The 22,245-nt window shown below is 59.3% G+C and carries 19 protein-coding genes; 10 read left to right on the top strand and 9 right to left on the bottom strand.

The window, feature by feature from the left end:
- Window positions 1–8: 8 nt before the first annotated feature.
- Window positions 9–206 (bottom strand): YnbE family lipoprotein, encoded by a 198-nt coding sequence (locus HMPREF3138_RS22395; RefSeq protein WP_038880327.1) that lies wholly within the window; start codon window positions 204–206, stop codon window positions 9–11.
- Window positions 203–2,815 (bottom strand): YdbH family protein, encoded by a 2,613-nt coding sequence (locus tag HMPREF3138_RS22400; protein WP_038880330.1) that lies wholly within the window; start codon window positions 2,813–2,815, stop codon window positions 203–205. The genes HMPREF3138_RS22395 and HMPREF3138_RS22400 overlap by 4 nt, the downstream gene beginning before the upstream one ends.
- A 468-nt stretch (window positions 2,816–3,283) precedes the next feature.
- Between HMPREF3138_RS22400 and HMPREF3138_RS22405 the strand changes: the two genes are divergently transcribed.
- Both HMPREF3138_RS22405 and hslJ read left to right on the top strand, forming a co-directional pair.
- Window positions 3,284–4,276 (top strand): 2-hydroxyacid dehydrogenase, encoded by a 993-nt coding sequence (locus tag HMPREF3138_RS22405; protein ID WP_038880333.1) that lies wholly within the window; start codon window positions 3,284–3,286, stop codon window positions 4,274–4,276.
- A gap of 50 nt (window positions 4,277–4,326) precedes the next feature.
- Window positions 4,327–4,755 carry a heat shock protein HslJ gene (hslJ, locus tag HMPREF3138_RS22410; RefSeq protein WP_038880335.1) on the top strand — a complete coding sequence of 143 codons (429 nt, stop codon included), beginning with the start codon at window positions 4,327–4,329 and terminating at the stop codon, window positions 4,753–4,755.
- 29 nt (window positions 4,756–4,784) lie between these two features.
- Here the strand turns inward: hslJ and HMPREF3138_RS22415 are convergent, their stop codons facing one another.
- Both HMPREF3138_RS22415 and ssmE read right to left on the bottom strand, forming a co-directional pair.
- Window positions 4,785–5,039 carry a DUF333 domain-containing protein gene (locus HMPREF3138_RS22415; RefSeq protein ID WP_015377999.1) on the bottom strand — a complete coding sequence of 85 codons (255 nt, stop codon included), beginning with the start codon at window positions 5,037–5,039 and terminating at the stop codon, window positions 4,785–4,787.
- A gap of 499 nt (window positions 5,040–5,538) precedes the next feature.
- Entirely contained in the window at window positions 5,539–5,871 is a 333-nt protein-coding gene (ssmE, locus tag HMPREF3138_RS22420; RefSeq protein WP_004930487.1) for a multidrug efflux SMR transporter SsmE, read from the bottom strand.
- A gap of 237 nt (window positions 5,872–6,108) precedes the next feature.
- Between ssmE and nifJ the strand changes: the two genes are divergently transcribed.
- The 4 genes from nifJ (at window position 6,109) to HMPREF3138_RS22440 (ending at window position 12,539) form a co-directional block, all read left to right on the top strand.
- A complete protein-coding gene (gene nifJ / locus HMPREF3138_RS22425; RefSeq protein WP_038880337.1) occupies window positions 6,109–9,642 on the top strand; it encodes a pyruvate:ferredoxin (flavodoxin) oxidoreductase in 3,534 nt (1,177 codons plus the stop codon).
- Window positions 9,643–9,884: 242 nt separating this feature from the next.
- Window positions 9,885–10,805, top strand: coding sequence for a GNAT family N-acetyltransferase (locus HMPREF3138_RS22430; protein ID WP_038880339.1), 921 nt, complete (start codon window positions 9,885–9,887; stop codon window positions 10,803–10,805).
- 250 nt (window positions 10,806–11,055) lie between these two features.
- Window positions 11,056–11,994, top strand: coding sequence for a tRNA 2-thiocytidine(32) synthetase TtcA (gene ttcA, locus HMPREF3138_RS22435; protein ID WP_038880341.1), 939 nt, complete (start codon window positions 11,056–11,058; stop codon window positions 11,992–11,994).
- 146 nt (window positions 11,995–12,140) lie between these two features.
- The gene (locus HMPREF3138_RS22440) at window positions 12,141–12,539 is read left to right on the top strand and encodes a VOC family protein (protein ID WP_038880343.1); all 399 of its coding nucleotides are present in this window, start codon (window positions 12,141–12,143) and stop codon (window positions 12,537–12,539) included.
- Between the two features lie 218 nt (window positions 12,540–12,757).
- Here HMPREF3138_RS22440 and zntB read toward each other — a convergent pair whose 3' ends face one another.
- Window positions 12,758–13,741 carry a zinc transporter ZntB gene (zntB, locus tag HMPREF3138_RS22445; protein WP_038880345.1) on the bottom strand — a complete coding sequence of 328 codons (984 nt, stop codon included), beginning with the start codon at window positions 13,739–13,741 and terminating at the stop codon, window positions 12,758–12,760.
- 228 nt (window positions 13,742–13,969) lie between these two features.
- Between zntB and HMPREF3138_RS22450 the strand changes: the two genes are divergently transcribed.
- A complete protein-coding gene (locus HMPREF3138_RS22450; RefSeq protein ID WP_038880456.1) occupies window positions 13,970–14,992 on the top strand; it encodes a hypothetical protein in 1,023 nt (340 codons plus the stop codon).
- Window positions 14,993–15,186: 194 nt separating this feature from the next.
- A complete protein-coding gene (locus tag HMPREF3138_RS22455; protein ID WP_004930507.1) occupies window positions 15,187–15,435 on the top strand; it encodes a hypothetical protein in 249 nt (82 codons plus the stop codon).
- Between the two features lie 159 nt (window positions 15,436–15,594).
- On the opposite strand, the gene HMPREF3138_RS22460 is transcribed toward HMPREF3138_RS22455, so the two are convergent.
- Both HMPREF3138_RS22460 and HMPREF3138_RS22465 read right to left on the bottom strand, forming a co-directional pair.
- Entirely contained in the window at window positions 15,595–17,229 is a 1,635-nt protein-coding gene (locus tag HMPREF3138_RS22460) for a peptide ABC transporter substrate-binding protein (protein ID WP_070559344.1), read from the bottom strand.
- A gap of 159 nt (window positions 17,230–17,388) precedes the next feature.
- Entirely contained in the window at window positions 17,389–17,739 is a 351-nt protein-coding gene (locus tag HMPREF3138_RS22465; protein WP_038880349.1) for a hypothetical protein, read from the bottom strand.
- Window positions 17,740–17,945: 206 nt separating this feature from the next.
- On the opposite strand from HMPREF3138_RS22465, the gene mpaA reads away from it, so the two are divergent.
- The gene (mpaA, locus tag HMPREF3138_RS22470; protein ID WP_038880352.1) at window positions 17,946–18,653 is read left to right on the top strand and encodes a murein tripeptide amidase MpaA; all 708 of its coding nucleotides are present in this window, start codon (window positions 17,946–17,948) and stop codon (window positions 18,651–18,653) included.
- A gap of 3 nt (window positions 18,654–18,656) precedes the next feature.
- Here mpaA and ycjG read toward each other — a convergent pair whose 3' ends face one another.
- Window positions 18,657–19,631, bottom strand: coding sequence for an L-Ala-D/L-Glu epimerase (ycjG, locus tag HMPREF3138_RS22475; protein ID WP_038880354.1), 975 nt, complete (start codon window positions 19,629–19,631; stop codon window positions 18,657–18,659).
- A gap of 225 nt (window positions 19,632–19,856) precedes the next feature.
- Here ycjG and tpx point away from each other — a divergent pair, with 225 nt between their 5' ends.
- The gene (tpx, locus tag HMPREF3138_RS22480) at window positions 19,857–20,360 is read left to right on the top strand and encodes a thiol peroxidase (RefSeq protein ID WP_004930536.1); all 504 of its coding nucleotides are present in this window, start codon (window positions 19,857–19,859) and stop codon (window positions 20,358–20,360) included.
- 57 nt (window positions 20,361–20,417) lie between these two features.
- Here tpx and tyrR read toward each other — a convergent pair whose 3' ends face one another.
- Complete coding sequence (tyrR, locus tag HMPREF3138_RS22485; protein ID WP_038880356.1) at window positions 20,418–21,989, bottom strand: transcriptional regulator TyrR; 1,572 nt, start codon at window positions 21,987–21,989, stop codon at window positions 20,418–20,420.
- Window positions 21,990–22,245 lie beyond the last annotated feature (256 nt).

The following is a 22,245-nucleotide window of genomic DNA, read 5'->3' on the forward strand; positions in this document are numbered from 1 at the left end:
GTCGGCTCCTAGAACAGACCGCTTTGGGTTTTCAGCAGGTTCTCGACGTCCTTATCCACCTTGATATGAATTTCATGCTCGATCTTGACGTTCATATTGATGGTGATCGGATCCTTCGGCGTCGCCACCTCGATGCGCGGCACGCAGCCGCTCAGCAGCGAAACGCACAGCACCGCTGCCAGCGCCGGCACACTCATGATTTTCATTGTTGTTCCCCAGGTTGTGAGAGGGCCTGCTCCAGCCACTCCTGTAAATTGTCGCCGAAGCGCAAACTGCGCCACAGCTGAAACACGTTTTCCTGATGGCGATAGTTCAGGATCACCTCGCGCTTGGCGCTCTTCTGCGGGTTGATGCCGTCGATGCGCGCGCTCAGCGTCAGCTCGCCCAGGTTGTCGAGATCGACCCGGGCGTGCGAACGGTTGATTTCCATGTAGCGCAGCCAGTCGATCGCCGCGCCGGTCGCCAGGTTGTTGCTGCCGATGGCGTCGGCCATGTCTTTGTCCAGCCGCAGCGTCAGCGTGCCGGCGTTGGCGATCCAGCCGTTCTGCACCAGCCATTTCGGGTGGTTCAGGAACAGCGGCAGCTCGCCGTCGACGCGGCCGGACATGGCGAACTGCTTCGGTTTCAGGGCGGTGAACAGCGCGCTGAGATCGACCTTGTCCAGCTTCAACACCGCGGCGTCATGCTGCGGCAACCGCAGCGCCGACAGGCTGATATGCCCGTTGAGCATGTCCACGCCGACGTTGCTCAACGTCAGCGGCTGCCTTTCACTGTAGGGATAAGTGCCCTGCAGATCGGCGGAAATGTTCTGCATCTCGAACAGGTTGGTGAAGGACTTGATGCGCAGCGATACCGGCCGTTTGGCACCCAGCAACCACTGATGCTGCTTGAACCGGTACGACAGGATGAAATCCAGGCCGCTCATTTCGCCGTCCTTCAGCCACATGCCGCCGTTTTTCACCACCCAGTGGCCGCCGGCTTCGAAGCCCTGCTCGCGGGCAGCGGAAAACGCCGACTGCGCATAAAACTCGCCGTCGCGCAGCGTGAAATTGAGATCCGGCGCGAGCAGCGGCTGGAAGACCTTCAGCGACTGTTTCGGCCACCAGCCTTCGCCACGCAGGCGTTCGCCGTCCCAGCGGCCGCGCAGCGCGATCGGCCCGATCTGCTGCGCCTGCAGTTTGCCCTGCAGCTGGAAATTGTCCGGCGAACGGCCGTTCAGCTGCAGCGCCAGCACCGGCGCCGGCAGATGGCCGCCGTCGCTGAAGCTGACCTTATCCGCCGCCAGCTGCAGCTCGCCGTTGAACTGCGGGTTTTGTTCATCGCGCCGCCAGCGCAGCGGTTGGTTGAGGCTCAGGCGCGGCGCGGCGACCGTCACCAGACCGTACTTTAATTTGTCGAAGCCGGTGGAGAGTTTGTCGAGCACCAGCTCGCTGTCCTGCCAGCGGCCGCTGCCGGCAACGTCCCAGGCGGCCTGCAGCGGCGGCAACCGGCCGTTGCCCCAGTAGCGCCACTGCCAGTCACCCTTGTCCGGCCAGAAATCCTGCGCCTGGCCGTCCAGGTGCAGCTTGAAGCGCCCCCAATAACTGTCGCTGGCGCTCAAAATCGCCTGCAGGCGGCCGGTGATACCGGCGGCGGTCACCTTCACGCCTGCCAGCGGTAAACGCGCCTCCTCCAGCTTCATTTCCGGCGTCACCTTGCCCCACAGGCGCAGGAGCGACCCCGGCTGCAGCACCAGCGTCGGATTAAGAATGCTGCCGCCAATCACGCCCGGGATCGACGCGGTGGTGGAGAAATCGGCCAGATTGGCCTGGCCGGTCAGCTGGAAGCGCAGATCGCTGTCGGTCAACCCTACCTTGCCCGGCCCGAGAGTGAGCACCGCATTGCCCTTGCCGTTGTGGCCGGCGGTGATCACGTTCAGCCGCGCGCTGATCTCCGTTTCATCCCACCCTTTGCTCCAGTCATGCAGCGCGATGTTCAGGCCGCCGTTCAACGGCTGCCCGCTGTACGGCCAACGCCACTCGCCCTGCTTGATGCTGAGCCGCTGCGGCGCGACTTCCCACGGCAACACCGCCAGCGGGCGATCGTCGCCTTTTTCGCTCACCGTCAACACGCCCTGCTGCTGTTGCCAGCGCATGTCCAGCAACACCGGCTTTTCCAGATAGGCGGTCTGCATTTCCCCCTGCAACGCGCCCTGCGTCGGCAGGCTGGCCAAATCCAGCGGAATGGTTATCTTGCCGGCGAGGTGCAGCGGTTGCGCGCTGTTGGGCGGGACAATGGTCAAACTTTGCAACGTCAGCTGCTGTTTTTCATCCAGCTGCGCCTCGGCGCTGAGATTCGGCCCCTGATAATGCAGGCGTTGCCCGTCAGGGCCGGAGGAAAGCTGCAGCTTGCCGGCATAGCGCTGCCAGGGAATGAGCGTCAGGTCATTAAGGGTGAGATCCAGCGACGGCAGCTCCCGCTGCAGTTGATCGAGCGCCAGCGGCGCGCTGTTGGCGTCGCCGCCCGGCAGTTTTGACAAACAGGCGCTGTCGACGCTGACCTTATCGCTCGACAGCTGCCAGCGGCCCTGGTGATAAGCCAACCGCGTCGGCCCGACGTTGGCCAGCAGGCAATCTTGCGCGGTGAAACGCGCCCCCGCCAACGCCAGGCCGCCCTGACGCCAGTGCAAATTGCCCTGCAATTCCAGCCGGCTCCCCGCCGGTAACCAATGCGATAGCACTCCCGGCAGCCAGCGCGGCAGGGTTTGCCACAACGCCAACACCAGAATTGCACAGCCCGCCACCGTCCCTATGAATACTTTCAATCGCCTGGTCATTAAATGATTGCTTCGTTCCTGAGTTAGGCATTCGTTAAGTCTATGCCTGAATTGACAATAATGATGGCACGAATTTGACATAGGGTGAAGCTGAGTGCGGTTCCAGAAGCGATTTGCACCTTTTTGGCGCAAACGTGTGCGGGGTTGTAGATTTTCGTTACATATACATCACATAAATAGGACAGTTTTCAGACTTTTGTTATTGTCGTTACCGTTGATGATTAATAGTCTTGCAACCATTCTAATAAAAGTTTAGCTGCTAGCTAACTGTGTACTAGAGAAGCCATTCCCCACACCCCCGTGGGGATTTTTTTGCCGCCTGCCGCCACCGTCGCCTTCCCTCCACCGTATCACGCCTCCGCAACTGCCCGGCAGCGGCCATATCGCCCGCGTCGCAAAGGGCTAACTAATTGTCGAATTTACTAAAATCTGTTAAATTGATCACAAAATCACGGTGGAGAAACCACGATGAAATTGGCGATATACAGTACTAAACAGTATGACCGTAAATATCTCGAACTGGTGAATCAGCAATTTGGCTACGAGCTGGAATTCTTCGACTTTTTACTCAGTAAAAAAACCGCCAAAACGGCCGCCGGTTGCAAGGCAGTGTGCCTCTTCGTTAACGACGACGGCAGCCGTGAAGTGCTCGAAGAACTGGCGGCGCTGGGCGTCGAAATTCTCGCCTTGCGCTGTGCCGGTTTTAATAACGTCGATCTGGACGCCGCCCAGGAACTGGGCATCAAAGTGGTGCGCGTGCCGGCCTATTCGCCGGAGGCCGTGGCAGAGCATGCGGTAGGCATGATGATGTGCCTGAACCGCCGTATTCACCGCGCCTATCAACGCACCCGCGACGCCAACTTCTCGCTGGAAGGGCTGATCGGCTTTAACATGCATAACCGCACCGCCGGCGTGATCGGCACCGGTAAAATCGGCGTGGCGACGATGCGTATTCTGAAAGGCTTCGGCATGAAGCTGCTGGCCTACGATCCCTTCCCGAGCGAACAGGCGCTGGAACTGGGCGCGGAGTATGTCGATCTGAAAACGCTGTACGCGCAGTCCGACGTGATCACCCTGCACTGCCCGCTGACGCCGGAAAACCACCATCTGCTGAATGCCGATGCCTTCGCGATGATGAAAAACGGCGTGATGGTGATCAACACCAGCCGTGGCGCGCTGATCGACTCCACCGCCGCCATCGACGCGTTGAAGCAGCAGAAAATCGGCGCACTGGGGATGGACGTTTACGAGAACGAACGCGATCTGTTCTTCGAAGACAAGTCGAACGACGTGATTCAGGACGACGTGTTCCGCCGCCTCTCGGCCTGCCACAACGTGCTGTTTACCGGCCATCAGGCCTTCCTGACCGAAGAGGCGCTGACCAGCATTTCGCAAACCACGCTGCAGAACATCAGCCAGCTGGAACGCGGCGAAGCCTGCCCGAACCAGTTGAACGCCTGAGCGTAACCTCGGGGCGCCCTTGCGGCGCCCTGTTTATTTGAGAGAACGCGATGAGAAAAACCACGGCAACCGCCCTTGCGGCGCTGGCCTTAGCGGGGTGCAGCATGAAACCACACACGGCCGTCACGCCAGGCGATCTGTTACATCACAACTTTGTGTTGCAGAGCGTGGATGGCGAAACGGCGAAATCACCGGCGGGTGGCGGCCTGCTCAATCTGGAGTTCGGCGAGAGCCTGCATGTCTCCGGCGCGATGTGCAACCGCTTCTTCGGCCAGGGGCAATTACGCGACGGCGTGCTGACGGTAAAACCGCTGGCCACGACGCGCAGGCTGTGCCCTGATGAACAGCGCAACCGCTGGGATCGGGTGATCGGCAGCGTGCTGGAAAACGGCGCCGAAGTGACGCTAAACGCCCAGCAGCTGACGCTCAACGGCAGCGGCCACACGCTTATCTATACCCTGCGCGATTGGGTGTATTGATCCTGCACGCCAGGCCTGGCGCCGCGGGCTTACCCGGCGCAGCTGCCCAGGCCCAGCGTGCGTTCTTCGCACTGCTTGCCGTTCGGCATTTGGCACATGCGCAGCGCTTCACCGTTCAGGTTGTGCGCGATGGTGGTGACGCCGCCGACCGCCGCGCAGCCGGCGCTGGTCTGCAACGTATTGATTCTGGCACTGTTGCCCTGCTGTACTGGCTCTTCGTTATTGCTGCTGCAGGCGGCTAAAAGCAGCACGGCGCTGGCAAGCAGCCATTTTGATGTCGTCATTATCCCACTCCTGAACCCGGAACTGCGCTGTGTAAAATCGCCATTGCTGATAACGCGCGTCACTTGGCGGACACGTTTCGCTATCTTTGATGCAAACTTGTTTAATCTAGCTCGATATATAAATAATGAAAATATATTCCAGCCATTATTTGTCGTTTTTTTACGTCGGCAGGGCATTTATTTTGTTTGCAGAATATTTCCACACCGGCGCGCGGTGCCAAACGTGACGGCGCCACCCGCTACCCGGCCCCGGCCGCATGCAGAAAGTGATAACGTCACTGTTGCCGACGGGGAGATTTCTCCCGCAATATCGGCATTCATTATCTTCGCGTGCTTTCAGTATGACGGCGCATTTTTTGCTACCGGAGAGGAGGATATTTGCGTCTATGCTGGCGGCGCTAAGTAATTAGCATTCCACTATTTTCAGTGAATGATGGCTGAGTTCTTCAACCGGCGCGACTTGCTGTCACGCCGGCCTTTTTTCACATTAAAATAACACTCAGTGCACCGAGGCTTTGGACAGTAAATTAATCACCAGCACGCCGGCAATAATTAATCCCATACCGACGATCGCCGGCCAATCTAATTTTTGCTGATAAACGAATACCGCCGCGACCGACACCAGCACGATGCCCATGCCCGACCAGATCGCATATACGATGCCCAGCGGCATGCTCTTGACCACCATCGACAGCCCCCAAAATGCCACGCCGTAGCCCAGCACCACCAGCAGCGACGGCCACAGGCGGGTAAAGCCTTCGGAGGCTTTCAACATGGTGGTGGCGATCACTTCCGCGACTATCGCCATCGTCAAATACATAAATGCGCTCATGGTTTTCTTCTTCAATTTGCCTATGCGCAATTATGACGTGCCGGAAATAAATTGTCTTTAAACGGTGAAAACAATTTATTGCCGCCGGCCCCCAATCGGCGAGGAAATACAACTTTGACGATTTATCACCCGCCACACAAACACGATAAAGCCACGTTCAAACCCTCTGTTAGACTTTTTTCCATTACTGCGGAAGTGCGCTTTCGCGGCTTTGTGAGCAATGAAAAGGTAACGTCGATGATAACTACAGATGGTAATAATGCAGTCGCCTCCGTGGCCTATCGCACCAACGAAGTGATTGCCATCTACCCTATCACGCCGAGTTCCACCATGGCGGAACAGGCGGATGCCTGGTCCGGCGATGGCCGGCAAAACATCTGGGGCGACATCCCCCGGGTGGTGGAAATGCAGTCGGAAGGCGGCGCGATCGCCACCGTGCACGGCGCCTTGCAAACCGGCGCGCTGTCGACCTCGTTCACTTCATCGCAGGGCCTGCTGTTGATGATCCCGACGCTGTACAAACTGGCCGGCGAGCTGACGCCGTTTGTGCTGCACGTCGCCGCGCGTACCGTAGCCACGCACGCGCTGTCTATCTTCGGCGACCATTCGGACGTGATGGCGGTGCGCCAGACCGGCTGCGCCATGCTGTGCGCCGGCAGCGTGCAGGAAGCGCAGGACTTCGCGCTGATCTCGCAGACCGCCACCCTCAACGCACGCGTGCCGTTTATCCATTTCTTCGACGGCTTCCGCACCTCGCACGAAATCAACAAGATCGTGCCGCTCAGCAACGATACGCTGCGGCAAATGCTGCCGCAGGCGGCGATCGACGCTCACCGCAGCCGAGCGCTGTCGCCGGATCATCCGGTGGTGCGCGGCACTTCCGCCAACCCGGACACCTATTTCCAATCGCGCGAAGCCACCAACCCGTGGTATGACGCCACCGGCCAGCACGTGATCGACGCCATGGCGGCCTTCGCCGCCCTTACCGGCCGCCACTATCGGCCGTTCGACTATTACGGCCACCCGCAGGCCGAGCGCCTGGTGGTGGTGATGGGGTCCGCCGCCGGCACCTGCGAAGAGGTGATCGACACCCTGCAGGCCCGCGGCGAGAAAGTCGGCGTCCTGAAGGTGCGGCTGTTCCGGCCGTTTTCCGCCCAGTATCTGCTCGACGCCCTGCCGGACAGCGTGCGCAGCGTCGCGGTGCTCGATCGCACCAAAGAGCCGGGCGCGCTGGCCGAACCGCTGTATCTGGACGTGATGACCGCGCTGGCGGAAGCCTACAGCCGGGGTGAGCGCGCCACGCTGCCGCGGGTGATCGGCGGCCGTTACGGCCTGTCGTCGAAAGAGTTCGGCCCGGACTGCGCGCTGGCGGTGTTCCGCGAGCTGGCCCAGCCGCAGCCGCGCCCGCGCTTTACCGTCGGCATCTTCGATGATGTCACCGGGCTTTCGCTGCCGCTGAGCGACGAAATCCTGCCACAGCGCGCCTCGCTGGAAGCGCTGTTCTACGGTTTGGGCAGCGACGGCTCGGTCTCGGCCACCAAGAACAACATCAAAATCATCGGCAACGCCACGCCGCTGTATGCCCAGGGCTATTTCGTCTACGACTCCAAAAAGGCCGGCGGCCTGACGGTGTCGCACCTGCGCGTCAGCGAGCAGCCGATCAACTCGGCCTACCTGGTCAGCCGCGCGGACTTCGTCGGCTGCCACCAGCTGCAATTTATCGATAAGTACCAAATGGTTGAACGCCTGAAGCCAGGTGGCACCTTCCTGCTCAATACCCCTTACGGCGCCGACGAGGTCTGGTCGCGCCTGCCGCAGGAGGTCCAGGCGCTGTTGCACCAACGCCAGGCGCGTTTCTATATCATCAACGCCGCCAAGCTGGCGCGCGAATGCCGGCTCGGCGCGCGCATCAACACCGTCATGCAGATGGCGTTTTTCCACCTGACGCAGATCCTGCCGAGTGACGTGGCGCTGCAACAGCTGCAGGACGCCATCGCCCGCAGCTACAGCAGCAAGGGCCAGGAGATCGTCGAGCGCAACTGGCAGGCGCTGGGTGCCACCCGCGCCGCGCTGACCGAGATCCCGCTGCAGCCGGTCGACGCCAGCAGCCCAATGCGCCCGCCGGTGGTCTCGGACGCCGCGCCGGACTTCGTCAAAACCGTCACCGCCGCGATGCTCGCCGGGCTGGGCGATGCGCTGCCGGTTTCCGCCTTCCCGCCGGACGGCACCTGGCCGGTGGGCACTACCCAATGGGAAAAGCGCAACATCGCCGAAGAGATCCCGGTCTGGCAGCCCGACCTGTGCACCCAGTGCAACCACTGCGTCGCCGCCTGCCCGCACTCCGCCATTCGCGCCAAGGTGGTTCAGCCGGCGGAGATGGAACACGCCCCCGCCTCCCTGCAATCACTGGATGTCAAAGCGCGCGATATGCGCGGCCAGAAATACGTGCTGCAGGTAGCGCCGGAAGATTGCACCGGCTGTAACCTGTGCGTTGAGGTCTGCCCGGCGAAAGATCGCCAGAACCCGGAGATCAAGGCCATCAACATGGCTTCGCGCCTCGATAATCTGACGGCGGAGAAAGACAACTACGACTTCTTCCTGCAGCTGCCGGAAATCGATCCGGCGCAGCTGGAGCGCATCGACATTCGCACTTCGCAGCTGATCACGCCGCTGTTCGAGTATTCCGGCGCCTGTTCCGGCTGCGGCGAAACGCCGTACATCAAGCTGTTGACCCAGCTCTATGGCGACCGTTTGCTGATCGCCAACGCCACCGGCTGTTCGTCGATCTACGGCGGCAACCTGCCGACCACGCCGTACACCACCAACGCCGAAGGGCGCGGGCCGGCGTGGGCCAACTCGCTGTTCGAAGACAACGCCGAATTTGGCCTGGGCTTCCGCCTGACGGTCGATCAACATCGCGCGCGGGTGCTGCGCCTGCTGAATTCGCTGGCGCCGCAGCTGCCGGATCGGTTGGTCAATGCCCTGCAGATGGAGGATGTGGCGCCGGAGCCGCGCCGTAAGCAGATCGCCGAACTGCGCGCGCTGCTGGCGAGTCTCGAAGGCGCAGACGCACGCCAGCTGGCGGCCGACGCCGACTACCTGGTGGATAAATCCATCTGGCTCATCGGCGGTGACGGTTGGGCCTACGACATCGGCTTCGGCGGTTTGGATCACGTGCTCAGCCTAACGGAAAACGTCAACGTGCTGGTGCTCGACACCCAGTGTTACTCCAACACCGGCGGCCAGCAGTCGAAGGCCACGCCGCTCGGCGCGGTGACCAAGTTCGGTGAACACGGCAAGCGCAAGGCGCGCAAGGATTTGGGCGTCAGCATGATGATGTACGGCCATGTCTACGTCGCGCAGATCTCTCTGGGAGCGCAGCTTAACCAAACGGTGAAAGCGATTCAGGAGGCCGAAGCCTATCCGGGCCCGTCGCTGATCATCGCCTACAGCCCGTGCGAAGAGCACGGCTACGATCTGGCGTTCAGCCACGATCAGATGAAACAGCTGACCGCCACCGGCTTCTGGCCGCTGTACCGCTTCGATCCGCGCCGTAGCGCCGAGGGCAAGGCCGCATTGGCGCTGGACTCCCGGCCACCGAACAGCAGCCTGTCGGAAACGCTGCTGAAAGAACAGCGTTTCCGCCGCCTGAACTCGCAGCAGCCGGAAGTGGCCAGCGCGCTGTATCAGGCCGCTGAGAAAGAGCTGAAGGAGAAATACGACTTCCTCAGCCTGCTGGCCGGCAAGCCGGAAAAATCCGCCACTGAGTAATCCCCTTCAGGGCGCGAGCGATTCGCGCCCTGTTCTCTTACCGCCCGTGAAACGTTAACAGCAAAACTTACTTATCAACAAATAATCAACAGTGATGGTTATCGTTTTCAAGAATTGACATTCTGAATGCTAATATTTAACCAAAACGACAATAAGCATAAAAATGCGAGCTGTGCCCCTTAATTTTTGTGTTGATGGCGTGTATACCCCCTGCCGCTGAATACTGACGATAAAAAATAATCATGATACGAAAATTACTTTCTTTCGCCGGGGGGTGGCGTAAAGGCACAGCAGAAGAATATAGAGCATGTTACAACCTTTATGGCGGCAGTTTTGTCACTCATCCTGACGTTTTAAACTTCATGCAACGTCAGTTAAATCTGCGTCATAAGTACTACGTCATGCACGCCCCCAATGGTGCACTCCTCGGTGGTTTCTGCACCAATGCTAATAAAGAAATCGCCATCGTTGGCCGAGCTTCTAAAAAAATCGGCATCGATAGCTTCATGTTTAATAAAGACGAAATGATTTTACCGATCAATCGTCGGATTAAAACGCTTATTCCCTATCGGTCTAAAATCCTTTCTTCCATCAATGGCCATTCCGTTATTAACTCAACGTTTTCGCTGAATAGTCAAAGAGAGATATGCCTCGCAAAAACCTGCGGCAAGGGCGGCTATTCATCATCGACCAAGAACAGCAGAAACCGCGAATTAAAAAAATTCCTAAATTCCGGAGGCGATGTCGTGGATCAGGCGCTATTAACGCCGAACCAGCTAGCGGACATTTATTTGGAGCTGTTTGAGAGGCGTTGGGGAGTCAAACCCGATAACAAGCAACAAATGGTTGATATGATTACGTCGCTGCGTGACATGATATTCGGCTATGTGTTGTTTTATAACGGCCAGCCCTGTGCATTCCAGTTCATAACCAGGGCGGACAGCCCCAAATGGATTTGCTTTGACTATGTCAACGGGGGGTATGATCGCGAACAGGATGGTTTTTGTCCTGGAACCATCGTCACCTGGTTAAACGTGCGGGCCGCCTATGAGCTATGCGAGCGAGAAGGTAAGGAAATGCGCTATTCCTTCGGCAAACCAACGGCGCCGTATAAAGACCGCTGGTGCGAGCGCGCACCGCTGGGACGCACGCTGGCGGTGTAAACCGCCAGCCGTTTTTAGCTCTGCACGCCCCTGCCCCAAACGTTATTCCGCTCCTGCAGTCTCCGTCTGGACGAATCTGTCGCTAAAACCTGCTGGCATTCCTGCGCGCAATCCGTACCATACAGGCCTCGCGTCGGGCGCGTGGAAGCTGGATGATGAATAATGATCAAAATTGGCCGGTTGAATGGTAAACTCGCGGTCTACAACGCCATGCCCCTAGTGCCCCCCATTGAGAATGAGCACGATTTAAATGTCAGAAAAGCAATCCGTTAGCCAAAAAGAGCAGTACAACCTGAATAAATTGCAAAAGCGCCTGCGCCGCAACGTGGGCGAAGCGATCGCCGATTTCAATATGATTGAAGAAGGCGACCGCATCATGGTCTGCCTGTCCGGCGGTAAAGACAGCTACACCATGCTTGAGATCCTGCGCAACCTGCAGCAGAGCGCGCCGATTAACTTCTCGTTAGTCGCGGTGAATCTCGATCAGAAACAGCCCGGCTTCCCGGAGCATATTCTGCCCGCCTACCTGGAAAGCCTGGGGGTGGAGTACAAGATCGTCGAAGAGAACACCTACAGCATCGTCAAAGACAAGATCCCGGAAGGCAAAACCACCTGTTCACTGTGCTCGCGCCTGCGCCGCGGCATTCTGTACCGCACCGCCACCGAACTGGGTGCCACCAAGATCGCGCTGGGCCACCACCGCGACGACATTTTGCAAACGCTGTTCCTCAACATGTTCTACGGCGGCAAGATGAAAGGCATGCCGCCCAAGCTGATGAGCGACGACGGCAAACACGTGGTCATTCGCCCGCTGGCCTATTGCCGCGAGAAAGACATCGAGCGTTTCTCGATCGCCAAAGCCTTCCCGATCATTCCGTGCAACCTGTGCGGCTCGCAGCCTAATTTGCAGCGCCAGGTGATCGGCGACATGCTGCGCGACTGGGACAAGCGTTACCCTGGCCGATTGGAAACCATGTTCAGCGCCATGCAAAACGTGGTGCCTTCGCACCTGAGCGATATCAATCTGTTCGATTTCAAAGGCATTCACCACGGTAGCGCCGTGGTGGACGGCGGCGATTTGGCCTTCGATCGCGAAGACGTCCCGATGCAACCGGTCGGTTGGCAGCCGGAAGACTCGGACGACGCGGTGCCAGCGCCAGAGCGGTTGAACGTGCTGGAAATCAAATAAGCCCCTCTCGCCGCTTGCCCTCTGCAAGCGGCGACATTCCCCGCTCTCGACGATCTCGATCCTGTTCACAGTTTGCGCAAAATTTACTGGGCAGTGCCGTTTTTACCCTATACTGTTTATTTATACAGTCAATTGGAGAGCGCGCAATGAATATTACCCCCTGCCTGTCCCACGTCTCGCTAGGCTCCAACGATTTCGAGGCCGCCGCGGCCTTTTACGATCGTGCGCTGGCCGCCTTGGGTTGCCGACGCGTGTTGGAACATCCCGGCGCCATCGGTTACGGCCGCGACTACCCGGAGTTTTGGCTGCAGGTGCCGATTGACGGCCTGCCTGCCTCCCCCGGCAACGGCACGCACGTCGGCTTTTTCGCGACCAGCAAGCAACAGGTGGATGAATTCCATCGGCAGGCGCTGCTGGCCGGCGCCGTCGATGAAGGCGCGCCCGGTTCGCGGCCGCACTACGGTGAGGCTTACTACGGCTGCTTTGTTCGGGATTTGGATGGGCACAAGATTGAAGCCAGCTTCTGGGATGAAAGCGCGGCCTGAAGAAGTGGGCAAGCCGAATAAAAAAATGCCGGTGATTAAACCGGCATTGTACGAATCAAATGTGCTATGCAGTAATTCAAAAATAAGAAAGTAAGACAATTATGGAGCGCAACGCCCATCGCTTGACGTTGCATTCACCTGCGAGAGAGATCATGCCCCATTTCCCCCGGCTAAATGTTGATATTGCTCAATGTTAACCGGGTTTTCGTCATTTTTGCCTACAGCCAGCGGCTGCGCTTCAGCCACCAGGCGACGCCGCCCACCAGGGCCAGCAGCATCAGGCAAAAGGTGACGAAACCAAACGGTGCACTGTTGCCCGGAATGCCGCCGAGGTTGACCCCAAACAGCCCGGTCAGGAAGGTGGTAGGTAAGAATACCATTGCTAATAATGACATGGTGTAAGTGCGGCGGTTCATCGCGTCGGCCATCACCGTGGTAATTTCGTCGGACAAGATGGCGGTGCGTGCGATGCTGCCGTCCAGATCGTCCAATCCCCGCCCCAGGCGATCGGCGATGTCCTGCATGCGGCGGCGATCGTCGTCGCTCATCCACGGCAGGCGATCGCTGGCCAGCCGAGCGAAGACGTCGCGCTGCGGCGCCATGTAACGGCGCAGCACGATCAGCTGTTTACGGATCAACGCCAGCTGGCCACGCTCCGGCACCTGCTGCTCCAGCAAGGCATCCTCCAGATCGATAATCTTGTCGTGCAGATCCTCGATAAATTCACTGGTGTGATCGGTCAACGCATCGGAAATCTCCACCAGCCAGCTACCGCTGTTGGTCGGCCCGGCGCCGCTCTGCAGATCGTTCACCACCTGATCGATGGAATACACCTTGCGGTGCCGGGTGGAGATAATCAGTTTATCGGTGATGTACACGCGGATGGTGACCAGCTGATCCGGCCGGGAGTTGGCGTTGAAGTTAATGCTGCGCAGGGTGATCATGGTGCCTTCACCCTGGCGGCTGACGCGCGGCCGTGAGCTTTCGCCTGAGAGCGCCTCACGCACCGAGTCCGACAGCAGCGGCGTGGTGCTCAGCCATTCGGCGCTGGCTGGGTGCGCATAATCGAGATGCAGCCAGCACGGCGCGTCGCAGGTGATCTTGTCATCCTGCTCGATCGGCGTTACGCCCCCCTTGCCGTCCAGCTGATAAGCATAAACCGCATCAGCGACCTGCAGCTCGCTCCCCTCAATCACATCCATTCATTTATCCCCTCAGTCTTGCTTATGTTGCTGAGTCTAGCGTTAACACCTTGGAGATCAAAGGCCAAGCTGTAACGCCAGTTTTCACGCCGGGCTAAAAGCGTGCTCTATACTTCAGGCGAAGCCACATTTGCGAACGGGTGAGGAACGACGATGGCGGGAAGCAGTGAATCAGGCGCAAGACATTTTGCATTGAACCTGGCTGTGCTGCGGCGCCTGTTCTGTACCATGGCGGCCCTGCTGCTGTTCGCCAGCCAACCGCTGCGCGCGGAGCCGGCGCTGGAACGCATGTCCAACCCTTTACGGGTCGCGACGCCCGGCGGCAATTTTTCTTACTATGTCGCCCATGAGCACAGCGCCCAGCCGCGTAACGCACTGGTGGTGATGCACGGTCATCCGCGCGACGCCGTTAAAACGCTGCAAGCGGCGATCGACGCCGCGCAGGCGGCAGGAGCGGGAGGCGATACTTTACTGGCCGCCCCGCTGTTCCAGGTGCCGGAAAAACTCGCCGTCCACTGCCATTCCGCCGGTCTGCACCAGCCGCAAGACGGCGACGCCCTGTGGCGCTGCGGCTCCTGGATCGAGGGCGGTTTGGATAATGCCGGGAAGACCGGTTCGTTCAACGCCATGGATAACCTGCTGGCCGATATGAAACGGCGCTGGCCGTCGCTGCAGACGATAACCGTGGCCGGTTTCTCTGCCGGCGCCCAGTTCGTGCAACATTATGTCGGCTTTGCCCATCCGCCAGGCGGGGTGCGGCTGCGCTATGTGGTGGCCGATCCCGGCAGCTGGCTCTATTTTGATCATCTGCGCCCCCAACCAATAAACGGGGGGAGCTGTGGCAGTGAAACAGCCTGCCGCTTCCATTGGCAAACGCTGAACGCCGGCCAGTGCCCACAGGCCAACCGGTGGAAATACGGCCTGGAATCGCTTCCCGCTCACCTGCATCGCACTGCCGATGCGGCACGCCGGCGCTATGCCGCTGCGGATATCTCCTACCTGGCCGCCGCCGATGATACCGGCACCGCGCCGGGCGCCTACTATCGGATACTCGACAAATCCTGCGCTGCCCAGCTGCAGGGCCCCTATCGATTGCAACGTGCCCTGGCCTATGCCGACTATGACCGGCGTTATCTGGCGCCGGATAAGCCGCATCGGTTAACGATCGTTCCCGGCTGCGGGCACAACGTCGCCTGCGTCTTTCCCGCCCCGGCGGCCAGGCAGGCGCTTTTCCCCATTAATGCAGACTAATAATAACGGCAATGAAATAAACCTTTGCCGACAAATCAGGCAATATCGCCGATAAAACGCTGGCAATGCCGTTATTATTATGACTTAACATATTGCTATCATTTTTAATTCAAAATGATAATAATAAATCAACACAAAGCTGTTTCAGCGCAAATTTTAGGGGCATATACTTTTCTCACTACGAGGAGGTAGTTATGTTACGCGACCATTTAAAAATAAACGCCAGCGATACGCTGGAAAAAATCAGTAATATCCATTTGCAAAACCAGGGCCAGGAAGAGATCAGTGAGTTTGTGGTGAAGAACGCCGCCGGCCTGCAGATTGGCAAGGTCTCCGTCCACGATCGTTTCAGCACCCGACGCTCGTACCCCACCAGCTACCGCATCACCCAGACCGACATGAGCGGCCGCGTGGTGGTGGATGCCATGCGGGACTGTCTATAAGCGTAACCTCTCTCTGAAATAACGAAATAATCATGTGATGATGGCAACCCTGTTTATTATTAAACGGGGTTTATCGCGTGGGAAAATTAATTACCTTCTTCGTTGCATCGTCGATAAAATAAAGCCCCCGCATTAGGCGGGGGCGATAAATAAATCGACTCAGTGTTTGATGATATACATCGTCTGGCTGTAGGCCACGTCTTCAGGGTTGGTGATCGGATAGCCTTTTACCCACGGTTTGATCAGGCGGCCGTTGGTGTACTGGTAAATCGGCGCGATCGGCGCCTGGTCGGCAATGATCTGCTCCATCTTGTTGTAATCGGCGGTCACCGCCGCAGGATTGGTTTCCCGCCCCGCCTGCGCCAGCAGCTTGTCGTAGTCCGCGTTCTTGAACTTGGCGATGTTGCCGCTGTGGGTCGAGGTCAGCAGCGACAGGAAGGTCGACGCTTCGTTATAGTCACCCACCCAGGAGGCGCGGATCACGTCGAAATTGCCGGTGTTGCGGCTGTCGATATAGGTTTTCCACTCCTGGTTTTGCAGCTTGACGTCAATGCCGAGCTTCTTCTTCCACATCGAGGCCACGGCGATGGCGATCTTCTGGTGGCTTTCCGAGGTGTTATAAAGCAACGTCAGCTTCAGCGGGTTGGTCGGGCCGTAGCCGGCCGCCTGCAGCAACGCCTTGGCCTGCGCGTCCAGCTCCGCCTGCGATTGCTGTTGCAGCAAACTCGCCTCCGGTTTGAAGCCGGCGGTCACGTCCGGCGTGAAGTGATAGGCCGGTTTTTCGCCGGTGCCCAGCACTTTTTCCGCGATAATCTTGCGATCGATGGCGTAGGACAAGGCCTGGCGCACCCGCACGTCGTTAGTCGGCGCGCGCTGGGTGTTGAACGCGTAGTAATAGGTGCCGAGCTGATCCGGTGTGTACACCTGCCCCGGAATGTCTTTCAGCAGCTTCTGATACATGTTTTTCGGGAAGGATTCGGTGATATCGATGTCACCCGCCAGGTAACGCTTGGTGGCGTTGGATTCCTGGTTGATGGGTACGAAGGTCACTTTGGTCAGCACGGTATGCGCATGATCCCAGTAATGATCGTTAGGCGTCAGCACCAGCTTCTCGTTCACCACCCGCTCCTGCAGTTTGAACGCGCCGTTGCCCACCAGATTGCCGACCTTGGTCCAGTCGTTGCCGTATTTTTCCACCACCGCCTTATTCACCGGGAACAGGCTGAAGTTGGCCGTCAGGCTGACGAAATAAGGCACCGGCTTGTCCAGCTGCACTTTGAGGGTGTAGTCGTCCGGCGCCGACACACCCAAACGCTCGGCCGGTAATTTGCCGCTGATGATCTGCTCGGCGTTCTGGATCCCCGCCAGCTGCGCGAACCAGGCGAACGGCGACAGGTTTTTCGGCTCTACCAGCCGCTGCCAGCTGTAGACGAAATCCTTCGCCGTGACAGGGTCACCGTTTGACCACCGCGCGTCTTTACGCAGATGGAAAATGTAAGTCTGATTGTCGCTGGTCTGCCAGCGCGTGGCGACGCCGGGGATCACTTTCCCGTTGGCGTCCTGATTGACCAGCCCTTCGAACAGATCGCGCGCCAGCTGGGCCTCCGGCAGGCCAACCGCTTTGATCGGATCGAGCGAGGCCGGTTCGTCTTTAATGTGGCGCACGATTTCCTGTTTGGCCGCCAGCGCGGTGCCCGGGGGAACCTGCGCCGCCATGGCGCTGCTCATACAGGCGCCGATCGCCGCCGCGCAAAGCGCCAAACGAAAACCTCGTTGCATTTTTCTTCCCGTCATTATGATGTTCCCCCGTTAACCATCTGAATTTTTTATCATATAGCACAAGATCCGTCCGGCCTAGCGCTCACGGCCGAGAAGTTGCAAAAAGTGGGATTCAGGCGATAAAAAAACCCGTGCGGCGCAGGGCGGCACGGGCGGTGTTTGCAGCAGCGACCGTCAGTCGTACAGGTGGATGCTGTTGATGCGGTAGCTGAACTCTTCGCCTTCTTCTTCATCGAACACGGTGAAAAAGCCTTTCTCGACCAGCGGACGGGCCGAAATATCGGTTTTTTGCAGCTGGCGCGCGTCGGCGTCGTCGTAGCCGTAATCAAGGTAGAAGACATCTTTCTGGTAATCGATATGCAGGGTGAACGGATAGTTCGATTCGTCCCCGCGCCCGTCGTCATTTTTCACCACGCCGAACCACTCTCCCTGACGGATCTGGTTTTCAGCGTCCACGCCGCACAGCAGCGTGATGGTGTCATTTTCATTTTCGCTATAGCTGGCGATAATTCTGGCTACTGGCATGTTAAATCCTCTTGCGGGTGATTGGCTTAGCACTGCCGTTAGTATAACAACAGCGTCAGGCCAGGTGCGGTTTAATTGGCGTTTTCGCCGCCGCCGCGTCACAGATCGCGCAAACGCCGCACAATTGCGATGGGAAAGATGCCTCAAAGCGTAATACACTGAATAAAATGACAATGACTCTCGGCCTTTTACTCAGGGACAACACCATGACCGAACATCGACCGCGCAGTGAACGTGGCCAGTTGGCCGTCGCAGGAGAGAACTACGGCAGCTCGCTGCTGGGCGCGCCGCTGCTCTATTTCCCGGCGGCGGTCAGCGGCCCGGAGACCGGGCTTATCATCGCCGGCACCCACGGCGATGAGAGCGCCGCCATCGTGACCCTGTCCTGCGCGCTGCGCAGCATCGCCCCCGATCGGTTGCGGCACCACGTGGTGCTGGCGGTCAACCCCGACGGCTGCCAACTGGGGCTGCGCGCCAATGCCAACGGCGTCGATCTGAACCGCAACTTCCCGGCCGCCAACTGGCGCTCCGGCGACACCGTCTACCGCTGGAACAGCGCGGCGCCGGTGCGCGACGTCAAGCTCTCCACCGGCGGGCGCCCCGGTTCCGAACCGGAAACTCAGGCGCTGTGTCACCTGATCCATCGCCTGAAGCCGCACTGGGTGGTGTCGTTCCATGAGCCGCTGGCCTGCATCGAAGATCCCGCCAGCTCGCGGCTCGGCGTTTGGCTGGCGCACAAGTTCGAGCTGCCGCTGGTGACCAGCGTCGGTTATGAAACGCCCGGTTCGTTCGGCAGCTGGTGCGCGGATCTGTCACTGCCGTGCATCACCGCCGAATTCCCGCCGATCTCCGCCGATGCCGCCAGCGAGCGCTACATCGACGCGATGACCGAGCTGCTGACCTACCCGAATTAATCCCTACGGGGCGATATCGACGATCGCCCCGCATTCGAACGTCAGGCCCGGTTCGACGTCCCGCGCCAGCCAGGTTGGGCCGTCCAGATCGACGAAGCGCGCCGCCGGCGCCAGCGGCAAGGCGGCGGATATCGCCCGCGACGTGCATAACATGCAGCCGAGCATGATGGCGAACCCTTGTTCGCGCGCGGCCTGCGCCAGCGCCAACGCCTCGGTCAAACCGCCGGCTTTGTCCAGTTTGATGTTGACCATCTGATAGCGCTGCGCCAGCCGAGGTAGATCGGCGCGGGTGTGGCAGCTTTCATCGGCGCAGATCGGCAGCGGATGAATAAAGTGCTCCAGCGCGGCGTCGTCACCGGCCGGCAGCGGCTGCTCCAGCATCGCCACGCCGAGATCGGCCAGCAGTTGGCAGCGCGCCGCCAGCCCTTCCGCCTGCCAGGATTCATTGGCGTCGACGATCAGCGTCGCCTGGGGTACCGCGGCGCGGATCGCGACCAATCGTTCGCTGATATAGTGATCGTCGAGTTTGATCTTCAGCAGCGTAGCGCCCTGCTGCTCCAGTTCACGCGCGGCGAAGGCCATCGCTTCCGGCGTGCCGATGCTGACGGTCTGCGCCATACGGATATGCGCCGGGGCCGTCACGCCGCTGAGATGCCACAGGCTCTGCCCGTGCAGGCGGCACTCGAGATCCCACAGCGCCGAATCCAGCGCGTTGCGGGCGGCGCCCGCCGGCATCTGTACCAGCAGCTGTTCGCGGGTCATGCCTTGTGCGATCGCCGGCGCCATCTCTGCCAGCTGTGCCATCACCGACTCCTCGCTTTCGCCGTAGCGCGGGTACGGCGTACACTCACCGATGCCGCGCACGTCCTGCTGTTCGATTTCGACCACCACCACCCGGGCTTCGGTGCGGCTGCCGCGCGCAATCACGAAGGCGGTATGCAGCGGCCAGGCTTCCGGGTAAAAACGCATGTCTCTCATAACGGCTCCTGAGCGAAAACTGCGCATTCAGCCAGGCTGATGCGCCGGTGATGTTTTATAGAACAGCCTAATATATACAACTATTTAGCAAACTTTGATATCCAATCCGCCCCGGTTGTCATAAACTGGCGCCAGAGTGTGAACCTGATGTTAAATGCCGTTGCCGGTGCGCCGTTTCATCAGGTTCATACCCTTTGTATAAACACCTGTAAAAGGAATCTAGCAATGACTCAGACAGTACATTTTCAAGGCAATCCGGTCAGCGTAGCGGGCAAACTGCCACAGCAGGGCGAACAGGCCAAGGCCTTCTCACTGGTTGCCAAAGACCTGTCAGACGTGGCGCTGAGCAGCTTCGCGGGTAAACGCAAAGTCCTGAACATCTTCCCAAGCATCGATACCGGCGTCTGCGCGACGTCGGTGCGTAAATTCAACCAGCTGGCCAGCGGCCTGGATAACACCGTGGTGCTGTGCATCTCCGCCGATCTGCCGTTCGCGCAGTCTCGCTTCTGCGGCGCGGAAGGCCTGAGCAACGTGGTCACCCTGTCCACCCTGCGCGGCGCCGAGTTCAAGCAGGCATACGGCGTCGAAATCGCCGAAGGCCCGTTGGCAGGCCTGACCGCGCGTGCGGTCGTGGTGCTGGATGGCCAGGACAACGTGCTGTACAGCGAGCTGGTGAACGAAATCACCACCGAGCCGGACTACGACGCCGCGCTGGCTGCGCTGAAATAACAAAGCCGGCGAACGCCGGCTTTGGAAACCCGTTAAAGGCGCCGCAAGGCGCCTTTCTTATTCCTCGCCCTCGGCACCGCCTTTACGGCTGCTCAGGCCATACTCGCGCAGCTTGTTGGCGATGGCGGTATGGGAAACGCCCAGGCGCTTCGCCAGCTTGCGGGTGCTGGGATAAGTGCGATACAGGCGCGTCAGCACCGAGCGCTCGAAACGCTTGCTGATGTCGTCCAGCGAGCCGTCCAGCACCTCGTCGCCCAGCGACATCTCCACCTCGAACTCCGGCAACACGATATCCTGCGGCCGTAGCTCGTAGCCTTCGGTTTGCGTCAACGCGCGGTAGATGGCGTTTTTCAGCTGGCGCACGTTGCCCGGCCAGCCGTACTTGCTGAGGAAGCCGCCCAGATCGCTCGCCAGTTTGGGCCGCGCCACACCCTGTTCATCGGCGAAGCGCGCCACGAACAGCTCTGTCAGCGGCATGATGTCCTGCGGACGCTCGCGCAGCGGCGGGATGGTGATGGTCAGCACGTTGAGGCGGTAATAGAGGTCTTCGCGGAATTCGCCGCGCTGCACCAGCTCGGTGAGGTTTTTCTGGGTGGCACAGATAACGCGCACGTCGACGTGCACCTCATGCTCTTCGCCAACGCGGCGGAAGGTGCCGTCGTTGAGGAAACGCAGCAGTTTGGTCTGCATACGCGGCGACATTTCGCCGATCTCATCCAACAGCACCGAACCGCCGTTGGCCTGCTCGAAGAAGCCTTTCTTGCCTTCCAGCGCGTTGGGATAAGCGCCCGGCGCATGGCCGAACAGCTCGCTCTCCACCACGTCATCCGGCAGTGCGGCGCAGTTCAGCGCCAGGAACGGTTGTTTGCCGCGCGGGCTGCGCAAATGGCAGGCGCGGGCCAGAATATCCTTGCCGGTACCGGTATCGCCGACGATCAGCAGCGGCGCATCGAGCATCGCCAACTTGCGCGCCTGCTCCAGCACGTGACGCATCTTGGCGCTTACCGCGACGATGTGGTCGAATTCGGTATCGTCGTTCACCGACAGATTTTGCAGCTGGCGGCCCATGCGCGCGGTGGACTTCAGCATCACCACCGCACCGACCGCGGCCGGCTGCTGCTGTTCGTCTTCCAGATAGATGGGCGTGATGTCCATCAGGAAGTCCTGGCTGCGGATCACCACCCGCTCGGAGTGCGGCGCCGTATGCTCGCTCTCCAGCCAGCGGCTGAAGTTATAGCCGCCGATCAGCGCCCCGGCGGTCTGGTTGCGGATCTTGTCTTCGTTCAGGCTGAACAGCGCCTGCGCCGCCGGGTTGGCCAGCTCGACCTTGCCCTTCATATCGATAGAGAACACCGGTTCCGGCATCGATTCCAGCAGCGCACGCAGCGCGCGATGCTCGCGTTCGGAAGGCATAAAGCTGACGGTGCGCACGTCGGTTACGCCGGCGATGCGGCGGATCTCCGCCATCAGCGCGCGGAAAGTATCGAAATCCAGCTGGGAGAAATTGAGGTAAATGCGGCCGATGGGATCGATCTCGATGCCACGTAAGTCAATGCTGCGCGATACCAAAAGATCGAGTAATTCTCGAGTGAGACCGAGGCGGTCTTCGCAAAATACTTCCAAACGCATCAGTGTTGGCCTTATCTCTGCAGGTGCGGGGATCGTTGACGATGATGATACTCCCTCGCACCGGGCGGTAGAAGCGATCTGTCAGCAAAAGTTGACAGAACTCTGATTTATTGCCGTGGTTGCCGATTTTAAACGCAAGCGGATAACAGCATCGGCGTCATTTTAGCCTACAAACAGAGAGTTATCACAACCAAAATTAATTTTTCAGAGATTTATCACGCACTCACAGGGGGATCGACTGTCGTCAAGTCTCGAG

The sequence above is a fragment of the Serratia sp. HMSC15F11 genome, from assembly GCF_001808215.1.
Lineage (GTDB): Bacteria > Pseudomonadota > Gammaproteobacteria > Enterobacterales > Enterobacteriaceae > Serratia > Serratia nevei.